We start from the raw sequence: 22,719 nt of genomic DNA, 5'->3' as shown, positions 1-22,719 counted from the left end.
TGCAAGATGAGCAATTATTCCCTGTAATATACTCTCTTCACCCTCGGAGAAACCGAGGTCAGGATCTCATAAGGTATCGTCTTTAGCTTGTCTGACAGTTCGCTAACAGGCAGTTCCTCACCGAATACGATTACCGGGTCGCCCTCCTGGGCGTTGGTGTCGGTGACGTCGATCATACAAGCATCCATACAGATATTGCCGACGATCGGGCAACGTTTACCACCGATAGACACTTCGCCTCCCCGGTTGCTAAAGTGGCGATCCAGCCCGTCGGCATAACCGATCGGAATGATGGCGATGCGCGAGTCACGGTCGACGTATGTCTTCCGGCTGTAACCGATCGAATCCCCTGCCGGGACATGCTGTATCTGAAGGATGGTAGTACGCAGTGTACTTACATTGCGCAGCCCTTTCATGCCGGAAGCACTTACCCCGTAAAGTCCGATGCCTAAACGAACCATATCCATCTGGTAATCGGTGAAACGTTCTATTCCCGCAGAGTTCAGGATATGTTTGATCACTTTATATTCGAGAAGGTTTTCCAGTTCGGCAGCTGCTGCGCTGAATGTCTCCAGTTGTTTCTTTGTAAAATCATCGAAGATGGACGAGTCGCTGCCTACCAGATGGGAGAAGACAGAGCGTGCCGTAACGCCGCTTTGTTCTTTCAGGCGTTCGCAGATGGCTGGAACATCACCCGGTTGGAAGCCCAGTCGGTGCATTCCCGTATCGATCTTGATATGGATCGGGTAGGAAGTGATACCTCTGCGTTCCGTTTCCTTTATCATGGCATCCAGCAGACGGAAACTGTATATCTCCGGTTCCAGATTATTTTCAAACAAGACATTGAAGCTGCTGAATTCAGGGTTCATGACGATGATAGGGATAGAAATACCCTCCTTGCGTAGCTCCGCCCCTTCGTCGGCAACAGCTACGGCCAGATAATCGCAACGATGTTCCTGCAACGTCTTGGCAAGCTCGTAGGAACCGGCTCCGTATCCGAAAGCTTTTACCATACAAACCATCTTCGTTTCCGGCTTCAGCTTCGAACGGTAATAGTTGAAGTTATGCACCACTGCATCCAGGTTAACTTCGAGGATCGTTTCGTGCACCTTCTTCTCCAACAGTTCGGAGATACGTTCAAAATGGAAGTGGCGTGACCCCTTAAGCAGGATCAGTTCATTCTTAAACTGTCTGAATGTCGGCGATTTAAGGAAATCATCCGTTGTATTATAGAACTCCTTCTCCATATCGAACACGCTGCCATATTCCTTCAGGTCGCGCCCGATACCGATGATACGGTCTATCTTTTTACGGCGCACCAGGTCGGCCACCTTCTTATAAAGGGACTTCGGCAAGGTGCCGGATTGCAGGATGTCGGAAAGGATCAACGTGCATTTCAGGCTCTTATCCACATGGCGGCTCTGCTGGAAGTCGAGGGCGATATCGAGTGAGTTGATATCTGAATTGTAAGTATCGTTTATCAACATACAGTTGTTGATACCTTGTTTCACGTCGAGACGCATGGCGACAGGCTCCAGTTGTGCGAACTTTTCCACGCCGTTTACGCTGGTCGGCTTCAGGAAAAGCATGACGGCCAAGCAATGGATCACATTCTCGATAGAAGCATCGTCGGTAAAAGGAATGACATACTTCTGGGTTAACCCGAGCAGCGTACAACGGATAACCGTTTCATTCTCTTTCTTCTCGATGGCTTCGATATAAAGCGGGGCTTCCGAATCCGTACGGCTCCAGGCAATTGCCTTATGGGAAAGGCAGGCAGACTCTATGCAGTTGGAGATAAAGGCGTCGTCGCCATCATAAATAATCGCTTCACAGTCGTTGAAAAGCGTAAGCTTCTCCAGGCATTTCTGCGTTGTGGAGATAAAGTTCTCCTGATGCGCTTCCCCTATATTGGTAATGATACCGATGGTCGGTGCGATGATAGGACGCAGGTTCTCCATCTCATCCGGTTGTGAAATACCCGCCTCGAAAATCCCCAGCGTGTTCTTTTCACTCATCTGCCAGACAGACAGCGGAACACCCAGTTGCGAGTTATAGCTGCGTGGCGAACGAACGATGTTGAACTCCCTATGCAACAACTGATAAAGGAATTCCTTCACAATCGTTTTCCCGTTACTTCCGGTGATACCTATCACGGGAATATTAAACCGTTTACGATGGTAGGCTGCCAGTTTCTGAAGCGCCTTCAACGTATCTTTTACTACCAGGAAATTAGCATCCTGCAACGACTCGAACTCCGGGAGCATGTCGCTTACCACAAAATTGCGTACGCGCAGTTTGTAGAGTTCCTTTATATATCTGTGTCCGTCATTGGTCTTTGTCTTGAGAGCAAAGAAAAGACTTTGTTCCGGAAAAGAGAGCCGGCGGCTGTCGGTCAGCAATATGCTGATAGTGCTGTCTTGCAGGTTGTTTGCTTTGGCACCAATAATTCCAACGATTTCTTTTATTGAGTATTCCATTCTTTACATTAGTTTAGACTTTATTATTTCCTTCTCTTTGGTTAGATCAAAGGAAGGAAATTTCTCGTTAATTCGTTCCATCTTTAACAAAGTTTGCGAGATAAACCGTTTATAGGCATCACTTTCGGGCTGAAACGGGCGGTGATTAATAGCCTTTTGTATCTCTGCCCATTCTTTAAGGATCCCTTTGGTTTCATCCGATAAGAAATTTTCCGTAAAACGTTGCCAAATATAATCAATGGCAAGCTCCGACGGATGGAGCATGTCGGTCGCATAGAAGCGGTAGTCGCGCAGCTCGTCCATCATGATCTCGTAAGCCGGAAAGTAGGCGATCCGTTCGGGGTATGCCGCCTGCAACTCATTTATGGCCAGCAGCAAAGTGGCCTTACTCAGCTGGTTACCATGTGCCCCGTCTTTCCAGTGGCGGATAGGGCTGACGGTAAACAGTATCTTCAGTTCCGGATTCTGTTCCCACAACGAGAGCAGTAGCTCCTTCCATTCCGAAACGATTTCCCTAACCGACAGCATCGAACGGTCGAACATTTTCTCCGGCAGTTTATGGCAGTTGGCAACCACTTCTCCCGAACTTTTCAGCCGGTACACGTAGGCTGTCCCCAACGTTACTACCAGATATGCCGTCGAACGTAGCTTGCCGGCCGAGGCGAACAGCCTGTCGTTTATATTCTCCAGACACTCCTTTTCCGAAGTGGAAGAGAAACGGCTGTGATGCGCGAAGCTATGGTACACGCCCCCCTGTTGCAACAAATCCCCGGCAGTGAACCGTTCCGGGTGCAGCAACATGCGCAATGCCGCAGCAATCGATGCGGGATTATACAGCGTGCCGAACGGATTTATATCTACATTGAATTTATTCCCGGCAAGCCTTGTCCCTATATTCTCGGCGAAACAGGAGCCTAGCAACAGCATCCGCTCCGTACATGAGAACAGAAAAGGGGCTTTGGGAACAGGAATATAGGTATATAATTCCATCTTTATTCTATTGAATCGTTGGACGGCGCTTCAGGAGTTTTCTGGTCGGCCGACCGCCGGATGTAGAACGCCCGCTTTCCGCACCAGCTCTTTTGTATCTGATTGTCCTCGATCAACTGTTCCAGGTCTTTCTTGGTTTTCTGGCGCGTGCAGTGATTCATGCTGGCAGCTACGGTCAGATTGATCGTCCCATAGTTTTTGATATACCATAAGATGCGTTTCTGGCGGATGTCGTCGGTATACACTTTCTTCTCGCTGGTGCCTTCCCGTCGTTCGATCCTTACGCCCCGGAAACGGTTTTTCATCTCCGGATCGGCGCGAAACTCCACGTTCTTGAATGAGATGGAAGCTGCGCGTATATCCTTTTTATTCTCGACAGGCCTGCATTTTAGTGTCACCGAAAATGTCCCGATCCCTTCCAGATGCACGCTTTGGCTGTTACTGAGATAGTAAAACATCCGGTCGCCGATCGCCTTGATAGCACCTTTGATATCGGCCGCCGTGAAAGTACTCATGCCTTCGATCATTTTGGCCAGTTCGTCGGTATGGACGGTCTCGGTATTGATCGCTCTGGCATGTAAAGTAGGCTTCTCCTGCCCTTCCTGGGGCGGATTAGCAAACAGATCATATTCTATACTCATCTTCTTCCTGATCTTTAAGGTGTAACGTCATGACTTCTAAGGATTTTTCTCCCTAATCTATAAAAAGGAAGGCAGGTCTTACGTAAATGTAAGGCTATGTCTGCAAATATGTAAGGCTTGCGTTTCTTTTATGCAACGTAAGTATTACATAAATAAAAGTCCGTACCAAAGGTAATAATTCTCCTGATATAAATACTTAATAGTTATGACCTTTTTTCTTAGTTCTGCAGCATTAGCAGAAAAGAACTCTAATAGTCTGTGTTAAAGGGATAATGGTTATTTATACAGATGTACGCGTACATTATAATATAAATGGTAAAATCTATTGTTTTGGGGGTGTCTAAAAGGTTGTGAACCAGGTGTGTGGGTAATGGGGGTGATGACTAATGAAATCGTTCCTTTTTTCTAGTCTTTAGATTTAGGGGGGTGTGTGGTACGTATGATTCAATTTAAATTTTGTACTTACATCTATATACATTTGTAAAAAAAGAATAGAAAAGAAAAAAAAAATTTTAATATTAATCGAACGAATCAACTTCACCCCAAAAATTGTTGACTAAAATAAAGGAACGATTAAACTCGTCATGTATTTGCATAGTGGGACGTTCCATTTGTGAATTGAACTTATTACACTTTAGTATTAATATTAAATTATTTATTATGAACAAAAAGTTTTCTACTCTTTTGGCTGGCTTAGCGTTGGTTTCATCAGTCGCTTCTGCTGCCGACATTAAGTTGGAGTTAGGACCTAACGAGGAGTTGTACCAGATTACAAATGCCACTGCAGACAGTGTTTTGGCTATTGATAATGGTAAATTCGTGTTTAAAGTTTTGCCTGTAGCTGCAAATGAGGTCGCTTCTACTTTGTGGTGTGTAAATGTGGACACTTATGTCCAGGGACAAGCTCCAAAGTTTGATTTTACAAATAAAAAAGAAGCTCGTCTGTTGGAACTTTCAGAAGATGTTCTGACTGGTTTGGGTGAGGCTGAACAGTCTCAGGGTTTAGAGCTTAGTGACAATGCCGATATCAACGGTTGGGCATTCTCTTCTACTTATGCTGATGAAGTTGAGGATAATAAGCCTTTGTTTTCTTATTTTGCTGCTGACTCAATTGTAGCTTTGGAAAGAGATGGTAGCGGTAATATTGTGGCAACTAAATATCATGCCCGTGAGATTTCTAATTTGACGACTTACACTTATTCACTGAAAAAACCGGATCGTATGATCTTGGATAAAGAAGCTTTGAATACGCTGTTAGGGATGAATCCTACATCAGAGTCATTTAAGTTGAGTTTCGAACAGACAGCTGAACCTAATGTATTCGCTAATGAGTTGACTGCTATTAAAGATACTGTGATTAGCTCTGTGGACTATGTTATTCTGGCAAATAAGAGTACTGGTAAGTATTTACGTGTTGATAGTGCTTATAACAATACTACCGGTGTTAAGTTTGTTCAGTTGACAGATACGACTTCAGCCGCAACATATCTTGCTGATGAAGCTGTTCCAACTAACGGAAATAAATATGCATTCCATTTCGAGTATGCTCCGACTTCTGATAGTGTATATATTACTGTTGCGGGTGCACGTCTTATAAAAGAAGATGGTAAAAGCTGGGCTGATTCTTATGAGTCTACGAATCGTGATAGCTTGCACGTATATGTTCAAGATTTAGTAAGCTCAAAAGTATTGACAGTTGGTACTGACTCTGTTTCTACTTATATTAAATTAGGATTTGGAACTTGTGGCGAAGCTCCTGCTTCTACTAAGACTACTATTCCTAGTGACTTGTATGTAATTAAGAGCACAGACGGTAAATATTTGGCTGCTCCTATCCATGGAGACTCAACTGTACAGTGGGTTACTTTAGAAAAGAATGTAAATGTTTGGACAATGCCGGCATTCCAATGGGTAGTTGAAAAGCAGAATGAAAGATCAGAAACATCTAAGATTAATATTACTAACCGTGAATTTGGTAAATTGGTTAAAAACTTTACAGGTGTAGGCGTTCAGTTGGATACAAACAAAGATGAATATGCTGTTGTAGTTGACAGTAAGGGTGTTTCAAAAGCTGTTAACGTAGAAAGCTTTACTGCTGCTACTTCTGCTATCAAGAGTGATAGCCTGCTTGGTTATAAATACTTAGATAATGAAGACCTGTTGGTAACTCGTTACAAATTCCGTTACCTGCACGAATTCTCTGATGATTATTATGCAGGTGTAAATACAGAAGAAAATGACTCTATCCTGTATGTTGGTGCTAAGTCTGGTTTCTCTTTGAAACAATCTGCAACTGATGAAACATATGGTTATACTTCAACAGCAGTAGCTGACTTGAAGCCTTTGTATCGTAAGGTTTACACTTTGAAGATTCGTAATGCAAAATTAATCTTTGGTGCTAAAGCTGATAGCGTAGTATTAGACAAAGAAGGCCGTTTCGCAGTTTCTGAAAAAGTAACTCCGATCACATTCTTGCTGAAAGCTAACAATGAGAAAGCAATCGATGAAAAAACATTGTTCTATGCATTCATCAAAACAGGTGCTGATACAGTAAAAGTTGGTACAGATGATAACAACTTGTGGATGAAGAGCCAGCTTATGACTGAATCTCGTACTTCTGCTTTCTCTGTAGAAGTTGACGACTCTCCTCTGTATAGAAGATTCAATACAACAAAAGAAAATACTGTTGCATCAGATGATCCTGATACATTGAAATTCTTCCGTGTTAACAACACTGCAGACATGTTGTTCGAAGATGCTCATAGCGTATATTCAAAAGATAAAGAAATTAACTTCTTAGGCGTTAACAACAACATCCAGTATCCGGATGCAAAACGTGCTATCTATGTTGATACTGCTTATGTAGACCGTGGTACAGGTTATATCAAACCGCAATATATGCTGGCTGTTGGTGTAAATGTTGTTCCGGGTATTGATGCTGAACCATGTCCGTTAGAACATAATCATGGTTATGACAAAGATGGTAACCCGCTTGATAAATGGACTTGTTCTCATGCAACTCCGGGTACTGATGGCTATATCAGAGGTCGTTACTTGATCAATACGGTTGACTCTGCAAAAGTTAATGGTGCTTATGCTGGTGCAGTTCGTGATGCAAATTATATCTGGAACAATCAGGTTCGTTTAGCATTCGTTGAAGCTATCCACAAAGCAGATACTCTGTATATTTTGGATGGTGCCAATGCAGATTTGACAGACCCTGTAGATTTCACAAAATTACCAGTGGCTTCAAAGAAATATCTTGGTGACAACACTCACAAGAATGTAGTATTCTCATTCCGTTTATTGGAAGAAGGATCTGACAACTTCTTGATTGAATCAGCTGAGACAGATGGTCAAATGATTGCTCCTATGCAAGGTGGTTGGGTGAAAATCCAGAATGGTGTTCCTGTAATTTCTTATGCAGCATTTAGTGATGCAGCTAACGAAGCAGAAATCTTCAATGTAGAAAAGACTTCTGAAACTCCGACTGCAAACGAACCTGGACTTTCTACTAAGACAGTTTCTGTAGTTGCTGGTAACGGAACAGTTACTATCAACGGTGCAGCTAATAAGACAGTTGTTATCACTAACGTACTTGGTCAGACAATTGCTAACACAGTTCTTTCTTCTGATAATGCAGAAATCGCTGTTCCTGCTGGTGTAGTTGTTGTAGCTGTAGAAGGTGAAGCTGCTGTTAAAGCAATCGTTAAATAAGATATTCAAGACATTTGATTAAAATGTAATCAAATAATTCTAAAATGATGCTGCGTGGTGGCTCCCTTCGAGGAGCCACTCAGTAACCTGCGATAGGGGAATAAGTGGCGTTATTAATATTAAGTAATAAAATAAAGTTCTTACTGTAATTTCTCCCGTGAGGAAGGAATACAGAAAAAAACAGCCTCTGCGATCTTTGTGTCGTAGAGGCTTTGTTGGTTGTAGTGATTTTATTGCCATATTTGTGGTGGAAGTGAAAAAATGTGACTATTTTAGCCGCATGGGAGGATGTTCCAATGCCCGGGTCTGATATGGGAAAACCTGATATACAACAAGAATACTTTGTTCTGTCTGCTTTGAAACAAGATAGCCAGGAGGCTTTCTCATTACTCTTCCGTACCTATTATACTGATCTTGTTTTATTCTGTGGTAACTTTATCAAAGACAAGAGTGCCTGCGAGGATATTGTACAGTCGATCTTTCTGAAGCTGTGGAACGACAGAAAGATCATTCAAATAGAAACATCCTTGAAATCTTATTTGCTGAAATCGGTTCGTAACAGCTGTTTCGATGCGTTCCGTCATCAGGAAATCGTCCGTCAATATGAGTCGGAATATGAAAATTCAGTACTGGATTGTTATGATACGGAAAACTATATGTTATATTCCGATTTGCACGATCACCTTCATCAGGCTCTTGAACAGGTGCCTGAACAATACCGGGAAGCCTTTGAAATGAATCGTTTTGAGGGGCTGAAATATAGAGAAATAGCAATGAAGTTGAATGTATCGGAGCGAACAGTGGAAGTTCGGGTAAGTAAAACATTAGAGATTTTGCGAAAACAGTTGAAAGATTTCTTTATGTTATTACTTTCAATTGGTTTTCACTAAAAAACGTTATAAGCAATGTGGAAGTTTGCTTCCCGAACGTCTTAATACTATAATGAAGAGAGATGACAGATAAAGATCAAATACAACCTATCATAACCGCTTACCTATCTGGTAAGGCGACAGTTGAAGAACGTCGTGAACTGGAGGATTGGGTAAAACTATCTCCTGAGAATAACCGGCATTTTCAGGAAATGCGTAATATCTGGCAGGTTATGAATCCGCCTTTTAATCCCTCTGAGATTGACGTATATGCAGCCGAAAAAAATATCTTGGCAAATATCGAAGCCACAAAGAGGAATATTACCCGTATTTTATTGGTTTACTGGCAACGCATAGCTGCTATACTTGTTATTCCTTTACTGATTATCAGTGCTTATCTGTATCTGAACAAGGATAACAATCTATACGATACAGTCGAATACCAGGAAGTGAAATCTCCTCATGGAACCTTCTCGGAAGTTCGTTTGCCTGACGGAACCAATGTTTGGCTAAATGGTGGAAGTTCTTTGAAATATCCTTTAACCTTCAGGAAGGGTGAACGGAGTGTTTTCCTGAGCGGGGAAGGTTATTTTGAAGTCCATTCGGATAAAGAGAATCCTTTTATCGTAAAAACAGAGCAGATCACACTTCGAGCTACCGGAACGGCTTTTAATATCGAGGCCTATAAAACCGACTCTATTACTTCTGTGACGATGGCAAATGGAAAGATCGATGTTGCATTCGGGAGTTCTTCTCCCGTTGCAATGGTTCCAGGCGAACGTGCTTCTTTCAACAACCTGACCAAACAATGTCTGATCACCCATACGGATCCTTATAAATGGTATGCCTGGAAAGATGGTCTGATGATCTTTCGTGATGATCCTTTGTGGTATGTATTCAAACGAGTGGGACTTACTTTTAATGTAGATATAGAACTCAAAGATGCCACCCTGGCAAATGCTCCCTATCGTGCAACGTTCGAGTATGAACCCTTGGATGAAATATTGCGATTGCTGGAAATGAGTGCCCCCATCCGCTTTAAACACAGCAAACGGACTGTGAACTCAAACAGTGCGTACAACAAGCAGAAGATAGAAGTTTATAGAGTAAAGAAATAATAATCAAAGTTATTTCAAAAAAAGTGGTTTTTCGGATGTGGTAAAAAACAGCTGAAACGTCTTAGTTATGTATTAAGCTGAAATATATTGTTAATCATTAAAAATCTACTGCCTATGGAGTGACTTATGCAATTTAAGATCAATGGTGGCTAAAACATAAAAAAGGAAAGGTGTACGAGACCTTTCCTTTCAAAAGTTTAGCTCTAAAAAAAGTTTTTTAAGCAACCTTATTTTCTAACTAAACAAACAAAAGTATGAATTCCATTCCGGATAAAAAAATCGAAAGGCATCGCTTTGCCCTAAAAATTCTTCATGTTATGAGATTTTATCTGTTATTTTTAATTCTAAGTGTAACACAGGTCTTTGGTTCGGCTACTTATTCCCAATCTGCTACGTTGACACTCCAGATGAATAATACAACGATTGAGAATGTATTGAACCGTATCGAAGAGCAAACGGAGTTCCGTTTTTTGTACAATAAGAAAATAGTAGATGTGGAACATAAAGTGAATGTCTCGGCTACGAACGGGAGCATCACAGACGTTCTGGATAACTTATTCAAAGATGCCGGAATCTCTTATGCGATCAGTGACCGGCAAATCGTTTTGAATAAAAAAGAGGCTTTTATGTCTGTTCAACAATCGATTCGGATAACGGGTGTTGTTACAGATACCAATGGGGATCCGATTATCGGAGCAAATGTGATAGAGAAAGGTACTACTAATGGCATAATATCTGATCTGGACGGAAAGTTTTCCATCAATGTGAATGCAGGAGCTGTCCTGCAAATCTCTTATATCGGGTATATGAGTCGTGAGGTCACTGTTAAAGATCAATTATTCCTCTCTATAAAACTATCGGAGGATACACAGGCCTTGAGTGAAGTCATTGTAGTCGGTTATGGTGTTCAGCGTAAGGTGACTACTACTGGTGCCGTTACAAAACTGGAAGGCGATGAATTGAATAAGATGACGGTAGTTAATGTCACAAAAGCGTTACAAGGATTAAGTCCGGGTATCACGATTGTCGACCGTGGTGGAGCTCCCGGAAGTGATGATCCTGAAATCTATCTGCGGGGTGTCGGTACGACAGGAAATGCAAAACCATTAGTATTGGTTGATGGTATTGAAATGTCTTTAAGTCAGATCCCTTCTTCTGAAATCGATAATATCTCTGTTTTGAAAGATGCTGCATCAGCTTCTATTTATGGTTCGCGTGCGGCTCACGGAGTCATTTTGGTTACTACCAAGCGTGGAAAAGAAGGGAAAGTGAAATTGTCGTATGATGGTTCGATCGGTTTCCAGGACAGAGCTGTAAAAGCAAAACAGGTTTCTTCCCGCGAATATATGACAATGGTAAATGAAGCATTGGTTAATGCTGGTGGTGTAAATAAGTTTTCGGAAGAAGATATGCTTATGACAGAAAAAGGATCAGATCTATATGGGCATGCTTATGTTGATTATCCGAATAAGGTTTTCAGTAGTAATTATATTACCCAACATACTCTGAATCTGACAGGAGGTAGTGAAGTAGGACGTTATCTGGTTTCGTTTGATTATCTCGATCAACCGGGTTTAACAGAGAATACGGAGTATAAACGTTACGGTTATCGTGTAAATACAGACTTGAATATAGGTAAAATGTTGAAGGTTAGTAGCGATGTGACGTATCGTCATATTGATCGTCTTTGGCCGGAAGGCTTAGGAGATGCTCAGTATCGCGCCTGGAGTATGAGTCCGACAACTCCTGTGAAATATGAAAATGGTGACTATGCATTGGATAGTCAAAATTTGAATCCTGTGTCTTATACCGATTTGAATGTAGTAGGTGAAGACCGTTATAATAATGATGTTGTATATGGACAGGTAAAGGCGGATTTTGAACCGGTTAAAGATTTAGTGTTTACAGGTATGGCTTCGTTGAACGGTTCATGGGACAGACGAAAAGTTCATTATAAGAATCATAAATATTATAATGAAGCTGGTGAACTGATTACACAACGTAATAATCCGAACGGAGTGAAGGATGAACGCAATAACAGCTACCAGATGACTTTACGTTTTTTGGCAAATTATAAAAAACGTTTTGCAGAAAGGCATGACTTAGCTTTGTTATATGGTATGGAACAGATTTCTTATCGTAATTATTATTCAATGGCTCGGCGTAATGATTTGATTTCTGACGAATTACCGGATGTTACCCTTGGTTCGGCCGGTAATCAGTTTGCAGAAGGTTATCCGGAGCGTTGGGGTATCAATTCTTTCTTTGGGCGTGTAAATTATGGTTTCATGGATAAATATTTATTTGAGGCCAATATTCGTACGGATGGTTCTTCACGTTTTGCAAAAGGGAATAAATGGGGAGTATTTCCATCTTTCTCTGCCGCATGGCGTTTGTCCGAAGAAGGTTTCATTAAGAACCTGGGATTTATTGATAATTTAAAATTAAGAGCATCCTGGGGGCAGACCGGTAACGAACGCATTGATGCATTCATGTACATGCCTCAATATACAACGGAAAAAGTAAGTAATTCGGAAAAAGTGATAATGGATGGAAATTTAGTAACATCCGTTTTTCAAAAACAAATGGCTAATCCGAATGTGACATGGGAAACTGTGGAGCAGACAAATATTGGTTTGGATTTTGGTTTTCTGGATAACTCTATTTATGGTGAGTTAGATTGGTATACGAAAGATACTAAAGACATTTTGCTGGCGTTGGGTATTCCTAAATTTATAGGTCTGGATGCTCCGGAACAGAATGCGGGAATTGTTCGTAACTCGGGTATTGAAACGATGGTAGGTTATCGTAAAACATTTGGTGACGTGACATTTAATACGTCTGTTAATTTTGCCTACAACAAGAACCGGTGGATAGATAGAGGTGGTGATGATGATAACATCGACGGATGGAAAATTCAACGTGTGGGTTCTTCTTTGAATGCTTTTTATATTTATGAGGCTGATGGTTTGATAGCTAATGAGAAAGAACTGGAGGAATATAAAGCTAAATATAAATCAGATCCTCGTGGTATGTCAGATCTACATGCAGGCGATGTTAAACTGGTAGATGCCAACAAAGATGGGACCATTGACCCGGACGATCGTCAAGTATTCACTTCCAATATACCGAAGTTTACCTATGGATGGAATATTGGTGCTGAATATAAAGGGTTTGATTTGACTTTGTTATTTCAAGGTTCGAGTGGTGCCAATCGCTTTATGTATGGTGAGTGGATTGAAGGACCAAGCTACGAAACTTATACGGGCATTCATTTCCGCGACAGATGGACGGAAGAAAATCAAAATGGTAATGCAAAAATGCCTCGTTTGGAGGCTGCCAATAACCGGAATGCTTCCACTTATAATTCTTTCTTCCTCCAAAAGGTAAATTATCTTCGTCTGAAGAATGCACAACTGGGTTATACATTTGCAAATAATCTTACAGATAAGTTGAGAGTCAGTAAATTGAGATTGTATGTATCAGGTTCTAATCTTTTTACGATCAGTAGTATGGATCAGGGCTTAGATCCGGAGGCCGACAGTGGCCGTATGACAGCATTTCCTCCGTTGAGAATTATCAATTTTGGCGTGAATATTGTATTTTAACTAACTAATAAATGAGTATTATGAAAATATATAAGAAAGCGTTATTATATGGAGTATTTTCTTTAGTGCTTTATATATCTGGCGGTTGTAATAGTAATATTGATCTTGAACCGGAAGGTATTATTACAGCGAGTGGCTATTTTAAGTCTGCTGAAGATTATGATAAGGCATTAAATGCTTTATATCAGCGACTGAATGTTAATAATTATGATTTGTGGATGGATGCTGTTACTGATAATGGTCTTGTTACTCACAGTTGGAATAGAGGGTATGATTTAGGGCGTGGAATAGGTAATACAGCCTCTTCTTTTCCTGCAGATAAATGGAATAACGGATATGTGTCTGTTCAGCGTGCAAACAATGTTATTAATAATATTGACAAATATGAATGGCCTGGAGGAGAAAATGATGCCGATCGTAACCAAGTATTGGGGGAAGCTCAGGCATTGCGTGCTTATTTCTATCTGGATCTGGTTTCTATTTTTGGCCATATTATGTTTTATACAGAAAATCCTGCTACGGTAGCAGAGAGTGAAAATATAGAACAGATACAGGATACAAAAGTAGTATTTGATTTTATTCTTGACGATTTGGAAAAAGCAATTCAGGGATTACCAGAAAAGGCTGTTAATAAGTCTAAGATGGGAAAGGCTGCTGCTCGTTTACTTCGGGCACGTGCGGCGGCATTTGCTGCCGGCTATTTGAATGATAAGTCTTATTTTAAGATAACTTTGGATGAGACGAGTCAGTTGGTCGCTTCAGCTCCAACTTTAGCTGATTATAGTGAGTTGTTTGTGTCTGGTTGTGAAACGTTGGATGAAGTGATGTTGGTTAAAAGATATTCGCTGGACTCGAAGAATGGCTGGGGTGATTGGTACAATCAGTCGATTGGTGGTTATTGTGTAACCACTCCGGTAAAAGCATTAGCCGATGCGTATGAATATATAGGAGAAAGGAATGAAAAGATGCCTTATTTACATAAGGATCCGCGTTTTTATGAGACAATTTATGCTCCGGGTATGGAAATGCGAGGAAAGTATTTTAACTCTATTCCGAATAATGTTGTAGAAAGAGATGGAAAGACTTTCTTTGATCCGAATAAAGATTATGGCTCTTTACAGGATAAAGAAGTCAGTGTAGGCGATGTATTGGCTGAAGGTGGGGGTGGTGAATGGAATAAAACACCAACTGGCCTTTCATGGAAAAAATATTATCAGGAGCCGGAAACATGGACTACTTACAATTCTTTTATCATTTTTCGTTATGCTGAAGCTTATTTATTGAGAGCTGAGGCATTGGTGGAAACTGGCGGTAGTATAGATGAAGCTAAAAGTATGCTTCGAATAATTCGTGATCGTGCTGGTAATACGAATGATATTGATAAAGTCATTGTTGAAAAATATAATGGCAGCCTGTTGGAATTAATACGTAATGAAAGACGCATTGAATTGGCTCAGGAAGGACTTCGTTTTTATGATATCCGTCGATGGAATATTCTTTTGGACGTGATGAATAAACCGATAGAGGGTATAGAATATCGTGATTTCTCAAGTGGAACGCCAACTCACAAAGTTCATGTCGCGGCTGAGAGAGAAGCCTACATAGCTCGAGATTTCTGGTGGCCGATACCTCAAGCTGAAATCGACTTGAATAAAGGTCGTATTATTCAGAATGACGGTTGGAAGTAAATAATAAGAGATCAAGGAGTTGTAACAGAAAATAATTATCTTTGTTACAACTCCTTAGTGTGTTAGGCGAATTTTTTTATAACCTTTCTATATTTGATTTATGATGAATAACTTTTCAATAAGATTAATATCGATCTCTTGCTGTTCCCTTTTAGGAAGTTTATGTCTGTGTTTCGATATAATAGCCCAAACAGATGGACACCAAAAAATAAATGAACATACCCCTTCGAAAGCACAATATTCAACTTGGATTAATAATACCAATGAAGGAGCTAATGAGAAGCAAACATTAATAAATCTGGACTTTTTTGCCTGGTTGAATAAAGTGTATGGAATGAAACTGGATATTTATGCTTTTGATGCAGGTTTGATTGATGGTAAAAACTTTTATGGTTCGATGAAATCAGACCGATTTACCCGTAATTTCCCTAACGGCTTGAAGGCTGTGTCTCAGAAAGCAAAAGATATTCAGATAAGATTTGGATGCTGGGGTGGCCCGGATGGTTTTGGTAATACACAGGAAAGTGCTGAATTACGAAAGAAAGAGATGATTTCCTTATGTAAGGATTATGAGTGGGCTTTGTTTAAATTTGATGCTGTGTGTGGACAATTACGGACGGATAAAGTTGATGATTTTGTGGAAATGATGGAAGGATGCCGGCAATATTCACCAGATCTCATTGTTCTTAACCATCGTCTCAAACTGGGAAAGGGAATGCCTTATACTACAACTTTTTTATGGGAAGGACAAGAAACGTATATTGATGTCTTTACTTCAAACCGAATGACAGCTCCTCATAATAGAGCAGGTGCATTAATGAGAGGACTTCCTCCGGAAATGAAGAGATTGGTGGAAGATTGTGGAGTTTGTCTTTCTTCTTGTCTGGACTACTGGGATGATGATTTGGTTTTGCAGGCTTTTAACCGGTCAATGATTTTAGCTCCTCAAATATATGGAAACCCATGGTTTTTATCTGATAAGGAATTTCCTAAATTAGCTCGTATCTATAATTTGCATCGTAAATTCGGTGAAATTCTTACCAATGCTATTATATTGCCTGAATCTTATGGACTTTATCCCGTTTCCAGAGGTGATGCTTCTACGAGATTGATCACGTTGAGAAATTTGGAATGGACGGATAAAGAATATTCTATCAGTCTTGATGATGAAATAGGATTGATAAAAGGCAGTTTTGCAACTGTCCGGCTTTTCCATCCTGTGGAAAGAATTATGGGTATTTACAAGGTGGGAGAAAAAGTCAAATTGACAGTCCCGCCGTTTCGCTCTGCACTTCTTTATGTTTCAACAAATGATACTTATGCAGAGCCGGGGGTAGAAGGTGTCGATTTTGAAGTGGTTAAAAATATAGAGGGACAGCCTGTTGAGATTAATTTATTAGGAATGCCGGGAACTGATGCAGAGATAAGATTGCCGGATAAAATGAAAGCAAAAAGAGTGCTTGTTGGTGGTAATGAGGTTTTAGAATTAGCTCAGGGTAAGTCTGCTAAAGTTCATTTTGAAGGAGAACTACTCAGAAGCAATTATCATCGGAGATTGGCGGCTTTTTCTGATTTAAAAACGGATGAAGATGTAAATGCTCTTTATGAAGCAACTGTTTTTGCTGCAGATAATAATGCATTGGAAATTCGTTCCTTAGAACGTTCTGGAAAAACAATGATTAAAGAAGTAGAATTAACCCGGAAAGCCTTTTTGGAACAGGACGCTTTTGTTGACAGAGGTTGTTGGGATCGTTATCTTTTTGATGGAGATATGAGGACAGGCTTTTGGCCAACTCATAAATATGCATTGGAACAACGGATTAAAGGAGGTTGTTTTCGCTTGGATTTAGGAGATGTATTGCATGTGGATAGTATTGTATTCAGAATGAATAATACATTTTCCATGGAGCCTCTTTTAATAGAAGAGGGTGTATTTGCTGATATCTCATCCGATCTGAAGAATTGGGAAACGATAACGATGTTGTCCGGTACTTGTATGACTGCCACTATAAATGACTCATTTCGTTATTTTAAGATGAGTCACTTCCCGCAAGCGATATCAGAAATAGAGGTTTATGCAGATGGAAATAAAATAAATGATGAGATGTTTCGTGTAAATAATTTATTTGCTGATTCAAAAAAAATGAAATGTGAGAAAATACAAACTGCTTCATTTGTTTTGGATGAAATAGCTGCAAATAGTTATTTATCTGTTGCATTAAATGGAGAGCATGGAGTGGAGGGTGCTTATGTTGCATTAAAAATAGATGGTAAATTGGTTGGCTCTCCTTCAAGAGCTGTTTCATACCCATCGAATACCTGGGAGTATGTAAACTCTAAATCATCATCGAATTATACCTATTATTTCCCACTTAAAAGTGATATGAAGAATAAAAAGATTGAAGTTTTTGTTTTGGGATATGATAAGGATAACCTTAATTTTAAACCGGAGGTTTGGCTATCAGCTTATCCTGTTCCTTATGTTCAGAAGAAAATGGTTATATATTCTAAATGATATGGATCATGAAAAATAATGTAAAGTTGGTATTTCTGTTTGTTATTGCGGGAATGTGTTTTGCTTGTACAAGAAAACTTCCCTTTGATACGCGTAGCCGTATTTCTTTGGGAGGACAGTGGGGATTACGGCTCGATACTACAAGTTCCGGATTTGTATCAGACCGATTGGCAGAAATTTGCACGGATTCTCTCCTTCTTCCCGGCACCACCGATATCGGTAAAAAAGGTCGTTATAATATAGATATGACCCAGACGAATGCGCTTTCCCGTGAATATATTTTTGAGGGCAAAGCATTATATACCAGAACTGTCGAAGTACCGGAAAGTTGGGAAGGGACATCCATCCGTTTATTGATGGAACGGACAAAGCCGACCAAAGTATGGATCGATGGTAAGGAAGTAGGAACGAACAACGACGTTTCTACCCCTCAGCTATATGACGTATCGGATTATCTGTCTCCGGGAATCCATGCAATAGCCATTCAGGTGGATAACGGACAGGGGGCTGTCCCTAATAAGATAATGAACTCTTCCCATGCCTATTCCAGCTCTACACAAACCAACTGGAATGGGATTATCGGTGACTTTTATCTGGAAAGCATGCCTGTTTGTGGTATAGAAGATATTCAGATTTATCCGGATGCTGTAAAGAAGTCGGTAACAGTAAAAGTGGCTCTTCGTAACAAGGCTACCCTGGCATCGAAAGGTGAGTTGTCTTTTTATGCGGAGGCATGGAATACCGACAAAAAACATCATATACCGGTAAAAACGATCGAAGTGGATTTGACACAGCCGGAACAAAGTTGTGAATTGCCTATGGGTGAGAACGCTTTGTTGTGGAGTGAGTTTGATCCTGCTTTATATCGTTTGACTGTCTCTTTGAAATCGGGTGAGTTTGTCGATACACAGCAAGCTACTTTCGGATTGCGTTCCTTTGTAGCGAAAGGAAAACAGTTTATGATAAATGATAAAACGACTTTTCTTCGTGGAAAGCATGATGCCTGTGTATTCCCTCTGATAGCACACGTCGCGATGGACGTAGACTCCTGGCGGCATTATTTCCAGGTGGCTAAACAATATGGCATTAATCATTACCGCTTCCATTCCTGGTGTCCTCCGGAAGCTTGCTTTGAGGCTGCCGATATAGAAGGTATCTATCTGCAACCGGAGTTGCCGATCTGGGGATATGTGGATATCGATGATCAGGAGTTGTGTGATTTCTTACTGAAAGAAGGTCATAATCTGCATAAGGCGTATAGTAACCATGCCTCATTCGTTATGTTTGCCTTAGGAAATGAGATGGCAGGAAAAGAAGGGCTGACTATGTTGATGGAGTCGTTCAGGAAAGCGGATAACAGACATCTGTATGCTGCCGGATCGAATAACTTCCTGGGGCTGGATGGTAAATTACCGGGTGAGCAATACTTTACTACTTGCCGGGTTGGCCGCGAGCAGGAAGGTAAATTCGATACTCATGCCCGTGCCTCTTTTTCGTTTGCCGATGCTTACGACGGTGGTTATCTGAACCATACTTATCCAAATTCGAAGATGAATTTTTCCGGTGCCGAACAGTTGTGTGACGTGCCGGTTATTGGGCATGAAACCGGACAGTATCAGGTATATCCAGACTACGATGAAATGCAGAAATATACAGGAGTATTGTTGCCGCGCAACTTCCAGGTATTTAAAAAGCGGCTGGAGGATGCCGGCATGGGGGATCAGGCGAAAGACTTTCTGATGGCATCGGGCAAGTGGTCGGCTTTATTGTACAGGGCTGATATTGAAATGAACCTGCGTACACCTCGATGGGGTGGTTTCCAACTATTGGATTTACAGGATTATCCTGGACAGGGTTCGGCTTATGTCGGTATCCTGAATGCTTTTATGGAGAGCAAAGGACTGATCACGCCGGAGGAATGGAGGAATTTCTGTTCGGAAGTGGTTCCTCTCTTTTGTACGGAAAAGTTCTGTTGGACGAATGCGGAAGTCCTGACCGGAGATATCGAGGTTGCGAATTATTCCGTGGGTGACCTGAAAGATAAACAATTGTCGTGGGCATTGACCGACAGTAAGCAGCAGGTTCTCGAAAGGGGAACAATACCATTACAAGCAAAGCAGGGAGACTTGACAACAATCGGAACTTTGCAACTTTCTCTTTCTTCTATTCAGCAGGCCGAGCGGGTCAACCTCACTTTATCTGTCGATGGAACAGGATATAAGAATAGTTATCCGTTATGGATTTATCCGGTGGATAACCGGGGCGAGCCTGCCAACGATATCTATATTGCCAACGACTTGGATAATACAGTGATAAATAAACTGCGTGAAGGAGGTAAGGTGCTTTTATTCCCCCCTAAGGAAAAGCTTCAGGCACAAATCGTCGGTGGGCTGTTCCAGACGGATTACTGGAATTACCGTATGTTCAAAACGATCTGTGAAGGACAAAACAAACCTGTTTCACCTGGTACAATGGGATTGCTGACCGATCCTAATCATCCGGTCTTTGCTGATTTCCCGACAGAATTCCATACCAACTGGCAATGGTTCCCAATCATCAAGCAAAGCTACCCGCTGATACTGGATCGGTTGCCTGACAAATATCGTCCGCTTGTCCAGGTTATAGATAATGTAGAGCGTAATCATAAGTTGGGACTCTTGTTTGAGTTCAAGGTAGAGAAGGGAAGCCTGATGGTTTGCATGTCCGATTTGAAGGCAGCCTGGGATAAACCAGAAACGCGTCAGCTTTATAAAAGTATATTACAATATATGAACAGCCCTGAGTTTACTCCCTCTTTCAACTTGACAGGTAAAGAGCTCATCGAGCTTTTCTCTTCGAAAGTGCAGACCGGGAAAATTGAAAAATTGGGGAATATCTCCTATGATTGAGTTGGATAAATATCATTAAATAAGTAAGAATGATGAGTAAATTAATCTTTAGTCTATTATTGTTCATTGGTTTGTGTGTTGCTCCAATGAATGCTCAACCCCGCTGGTCGATCAACCACGATGGCAGTATCTCGTGGGAGGTGAAAGGGCGTGTACCCCATTATGACCATATCGAAATGAGCGGGTTGAAAGTGTCAACTGTTTTGCGTTACGGGGTGAATGCCGACGGCTCTTTCGAGTTGAATAAAAGCATGATCTGGCCGATGCTCCGGACGATCCCGAATGATACACATGCCAGCTTGATGCGGCGTTTTGCCTGGAACGCATCCGATATGGTTTCTGTGAACGGACAATCCCTTTCCGGTGAGAAAGTAAGTAAGATCACACTGGATGGAAAAATGACCGTGGTAAGTACTGTCGAACTGCCGCGTAATGCGAAAGCTGAGCTGACACGGATCATTTTCCCGGCAGTCTCCAGCCCGGCTGTTTATGAGAAGTATATCCTTCGGAATACAGGTACGTCCCCTTTGGCAGTGGAGATCCCCGAGTCGCATGCCGTGAGCCATACAGATCCGGCAAAAGGCGTGGACGGTAGTTATAAATTAGTCTCGGAAATCATCGGAGCCGCAACCAAACAGCTTCAGCCCAAAGAAGAACTGGTCTTTTATGCCGCTCTGACCGGCTATAAGGAAGGTGAAGCCGAATTAAAACCCGATGTAGAGAAAGAACTCCAGGCACGCAAAGACCTGATTGCCGGTTTTTGGAATAACCTGATCCTGGAAACCCCTGATCCTGTAGTCAACACCATGTTCGCCTTTGCCAAGATACGCGGCGCAGAAAGCATCTACGATACGAAAGGCGGGCTGATGCACGGCCCGGGCGGTGAGTCCTACTATGCAGCTATCTGGGCGAACGACCAGGCTGAATATATCAACCCCTTTTTCCCATTCCTGGGATATAAAGTCGGAAACGGTTCAGCCCTGAACTCATTCAAGCATTTCGCCCGTTTCATGAACCCGGAATATGAGAAGATCCCCAGTTCCATTGTTGCAGAAGGACTGGATGTATGGGGTGGAGCCGGCGACCGGGGCGATGCCGCTATGGTCGCTTACGGAGCCACCCGTTATGCCCTGGCAAGAGGAGATAAGGCGGAAGCCGAAGAGTTGTGGCCGCTGATCGAATGGTGTCTGGAATACTGCCGCCGTAATCTGAACGACAAAGGTGTTGTGGCTTCCGATGCCGACGAGCTGGAAGGCCGTTTCCCTGCCGGAAAAGCCAACCTCTGCACCTCTTCCTTATATTATGACGCATTGCATTCAGCTGCCTATCTCGGCAAAGACCTGCAAAAACCGTTCTCCGTATTGGCAGACTATGAGAAACAGGCGAAAGACCTTCGTAAGAATATGGAAGAGTATTTCGGAGCAAAAGTCGAAGGCTTCGACACCTATCAATATTACGAAGGTAACGACATCCTCCGTTCCTGGATCTGTATCCCGCTGACAGTCGGTATCAACGATCGTAAAGACGGAACGATCGACGCCCTGTTCTCACCCCGCTTATGGACAAAGAACGGATTGCTGACCCAAGCCGGCAGTGAAACCTTCTGGGATCGTTCCACCCTCTATGCCCTGCGTGGCGTATATGCCTGTGGCGAAACGGAGAAAGCTACCGAATACCTGAAATTCTATTCCAGCCAACGTCTTCTGGGCGACCATGTCCCATACGCCATCGAAGCCTGGCCGGAAGGAAGTCAGCGTCACCTTTCTGCGGAAAGCGGATTGTATTGCCGCATCATCACCGAAGGAATATTCGGCATCCGTCCGACCGGATTGAAATCCTTCACCTTCACTCCCCGCTTACCGGCAGAGTGGAACAAGATGAACCTGCGTAATATAAAGGCGTTCAACGCCACATTCGATATCGAAGTAACCCGTGAAAACGGGAAGCAATCAGTAGCAGTCAAAGCCGGAGGTAAAACCCTCCTGCATAAAACATTCAAGGAAGGAGAGATTATCTCCGTAAAGCTTCCATAGCCGGCTTGAATAGTTTCAGAAGTTTCTCCCTATTGGAACAACTGTTTCATAAGGGAGAAACAGTTGTTTCACTATGGTGAAACACTAGTTTCATCCCAATGAAACAAATTTGTGCCTGAATAGCTATAAAACAACTATCCTAAAGAAATCACAACTATCCTTTCACCTATTC

The 22,719-nt window shown here is 41.8% G+C and carries 11 protein-coding genes; 8 read left to right on the top strand and 3 right to left on the bottom strand.

The window, feature by feature from the left end; all coding sequences use genetic code 11:
- Nucleotides 1-14: 14 nt before the first annotated feature.
- From HMPREF1212_RS18875 to HMPREF1212_RS18865, 3 genes are read right to left on the bottom strand one after another with little or no spacing between them, the layout of a single operon-like run.
- A complete protein-coding gene (locus tag HMPREF1212_RS18875; RefSeq protein ID WP_046150675.1) occupies nucleotides 15-2,480 on the bottom strand; it encodes a bifunctional UDP-N-acetylmuramoyl-tripeptide:D-alanyl-D-alanine ligase/alanine racemase in 2,466 nt (821 codons plus the stop codon).
- Nucleotides 2,481-2,483: 3 nt separating this feature from the next.
- The gene (locus HMPREF1212_RS18870; protein ID WP_046150674.1) at nucleotides 2,484-3,470 is read right to left on the bottom strand and encodes a GSCFA domain-containing protein; all 987 of its coding nucleotides are present in this window, start codon (nucleotides 3,468-3,470) and stop codon (nucleotides 2,484-2,486) included.
- A gap of 2 nt (nucleotides 3,471-3,472) precedes the next feature.
- Nucleotides 3,473-4,111, bottom strand: coding sequence for an HU family DNA-binding protein (locus HMPREF1212_RS18865; RefSeq protein ID WP_046150673.1), 639 nt, complete (start codon nucleotides 4,109-4,111; stop codon nucleotides 3,473-3,475).
- Between the two features lie 660 nt (nucleotides 4,112-4,771).
- Here HMPREF1212_RS18865 and HMPREF1212_RS18860 point away from each other — a divergent pair.
- The 8 genes from HMPREF1212_RS18860 (at nucleotide 4,772) to HMPREF1212_RS18825 (ending at nucleotide 22,547) form a co-directional block, all read left to right on the top strand.
- Nucleotides 4,772-7,828 carry a DUF6383 domain-containing protein gene (locus HMPREF1212_RS18860; RefSeq protein ID WP_046150672.1) on the top strand — a complete coding sequence of 1,019 codons (3,057 nt, stop codon included), beginning with the start codon at nucleotides 4,772-4,774 and terminating at the stop codon, nucleotides 7,826-7,828.
- Between the two features lie 311 nt (nucleotides 7,829-8,139).
- Nucleotides 8,140-8,718 carry an RNA polymerase sigma-70 factor gene (locus tag HMPREF1212_RS18855; RefSeq protein ID WP_046151234.1) on the top strand — a complete coding sequence of 193 codons (579 nt, stop codon included), beginning with the start codon at nucleotides 8,140-8,142 and terminating at the stop codon, nucleotides 8,716-8,718.
- Nucleotides 8,719-8,780: 62 nt separating this feature from the next.
- On the top strand, nucleotides 8,781-9,815 hold the full coding sequence (locus HMPREF1212_RS18850; protein ID WP_046150671.1) for a FecR domain-containing protein: 1,035 nt from the start codon (nucleotides 8,781-8,783) through the stop codon (nucleotides 9,813-9,815).
- 317 nt (nucleotides 9,816-10,132) lie between these two features.
- A complete protein-coding gene (locus tag HMPREF1212_RS18845; RefSeq protein WP_232430160.1) occupies nucleotides 10,133-13,423 on the top strand; it encodes a TonB-dependent receptor in 3,291 nt (1,096 codons plus the stop codon).
- A 20-nt stretch (nucleotides 13,424-13,443) separates the two neighbouring features.
- Nucleotides 13,444-15,111, top strand: a complete 1,668-nt coding sequence (locus HMPREF1212_RS18840) for a RagB/SusD family nutrient uptake outer membrane protein (protein ID WP_046150670.1) — start codon at nucleotides 13,444-13,446, stop codon at nucleotides 15,109-15,111.
- Nucleotides 15,112-15,211: 100 nt separating this feature from the next.
- The gene (locus tag HMPREF1212_RS18835) at nucleotides 15,212-17,626 is read left to right on the top strand and encodes a hypothetical protein (RefSeq protein ID WP_157317067.1); all 2,415 of its coding nucleotides are present in this window, start codon (nucleotides 15,212-15,214) and stop codon (nucleotides 17,624-17,626) included.
- Nucleotides 17,627-17,634: 8 nt separating this feature from the next.
- Nucleotides 17,635-20,514 (top strand): sugar-binding domain-containing protein, encoded by a 2,880-nt coding sequence (locus tag HMPREF1212_RS18830; RefSeq protein ID WP_046151232.1) that lies wholly within the window; start codon nucleotides 17,635-17,637, stop codon nucleotides 20,512-20,514.
- 32 nt (nucleotides 20,515-20,546) lie between these two features.
- Nucleotides 20,547-22,547: a glucosidase family protein gene (locus HMPREF1212_RS18825; RefSeq protein ID WP_046150668.1), complete on the top strand. Its 2,001-nt coding sequence runs from the start codon at nucleotides 20,547-20,549 to the stop codon at nucleotides 22,545-22,547.
- Nucleotides 22,548-22,719: the final 172 nt, after the last annotated feature.

It is taken from the genome of Parabacteroides sp. HGS0025 (assembly GCF_000969845.1).
Taxonomy (GTDB): Bacteria; Bacteroidota; Bacteroidia; order Bacteroidales; family Tannerellaceae; genus Parabacteroides; species Parabacteroides gordonii.
This window is presented reverse-complemented; position numbering and strand designations above follow the sequence as displayed.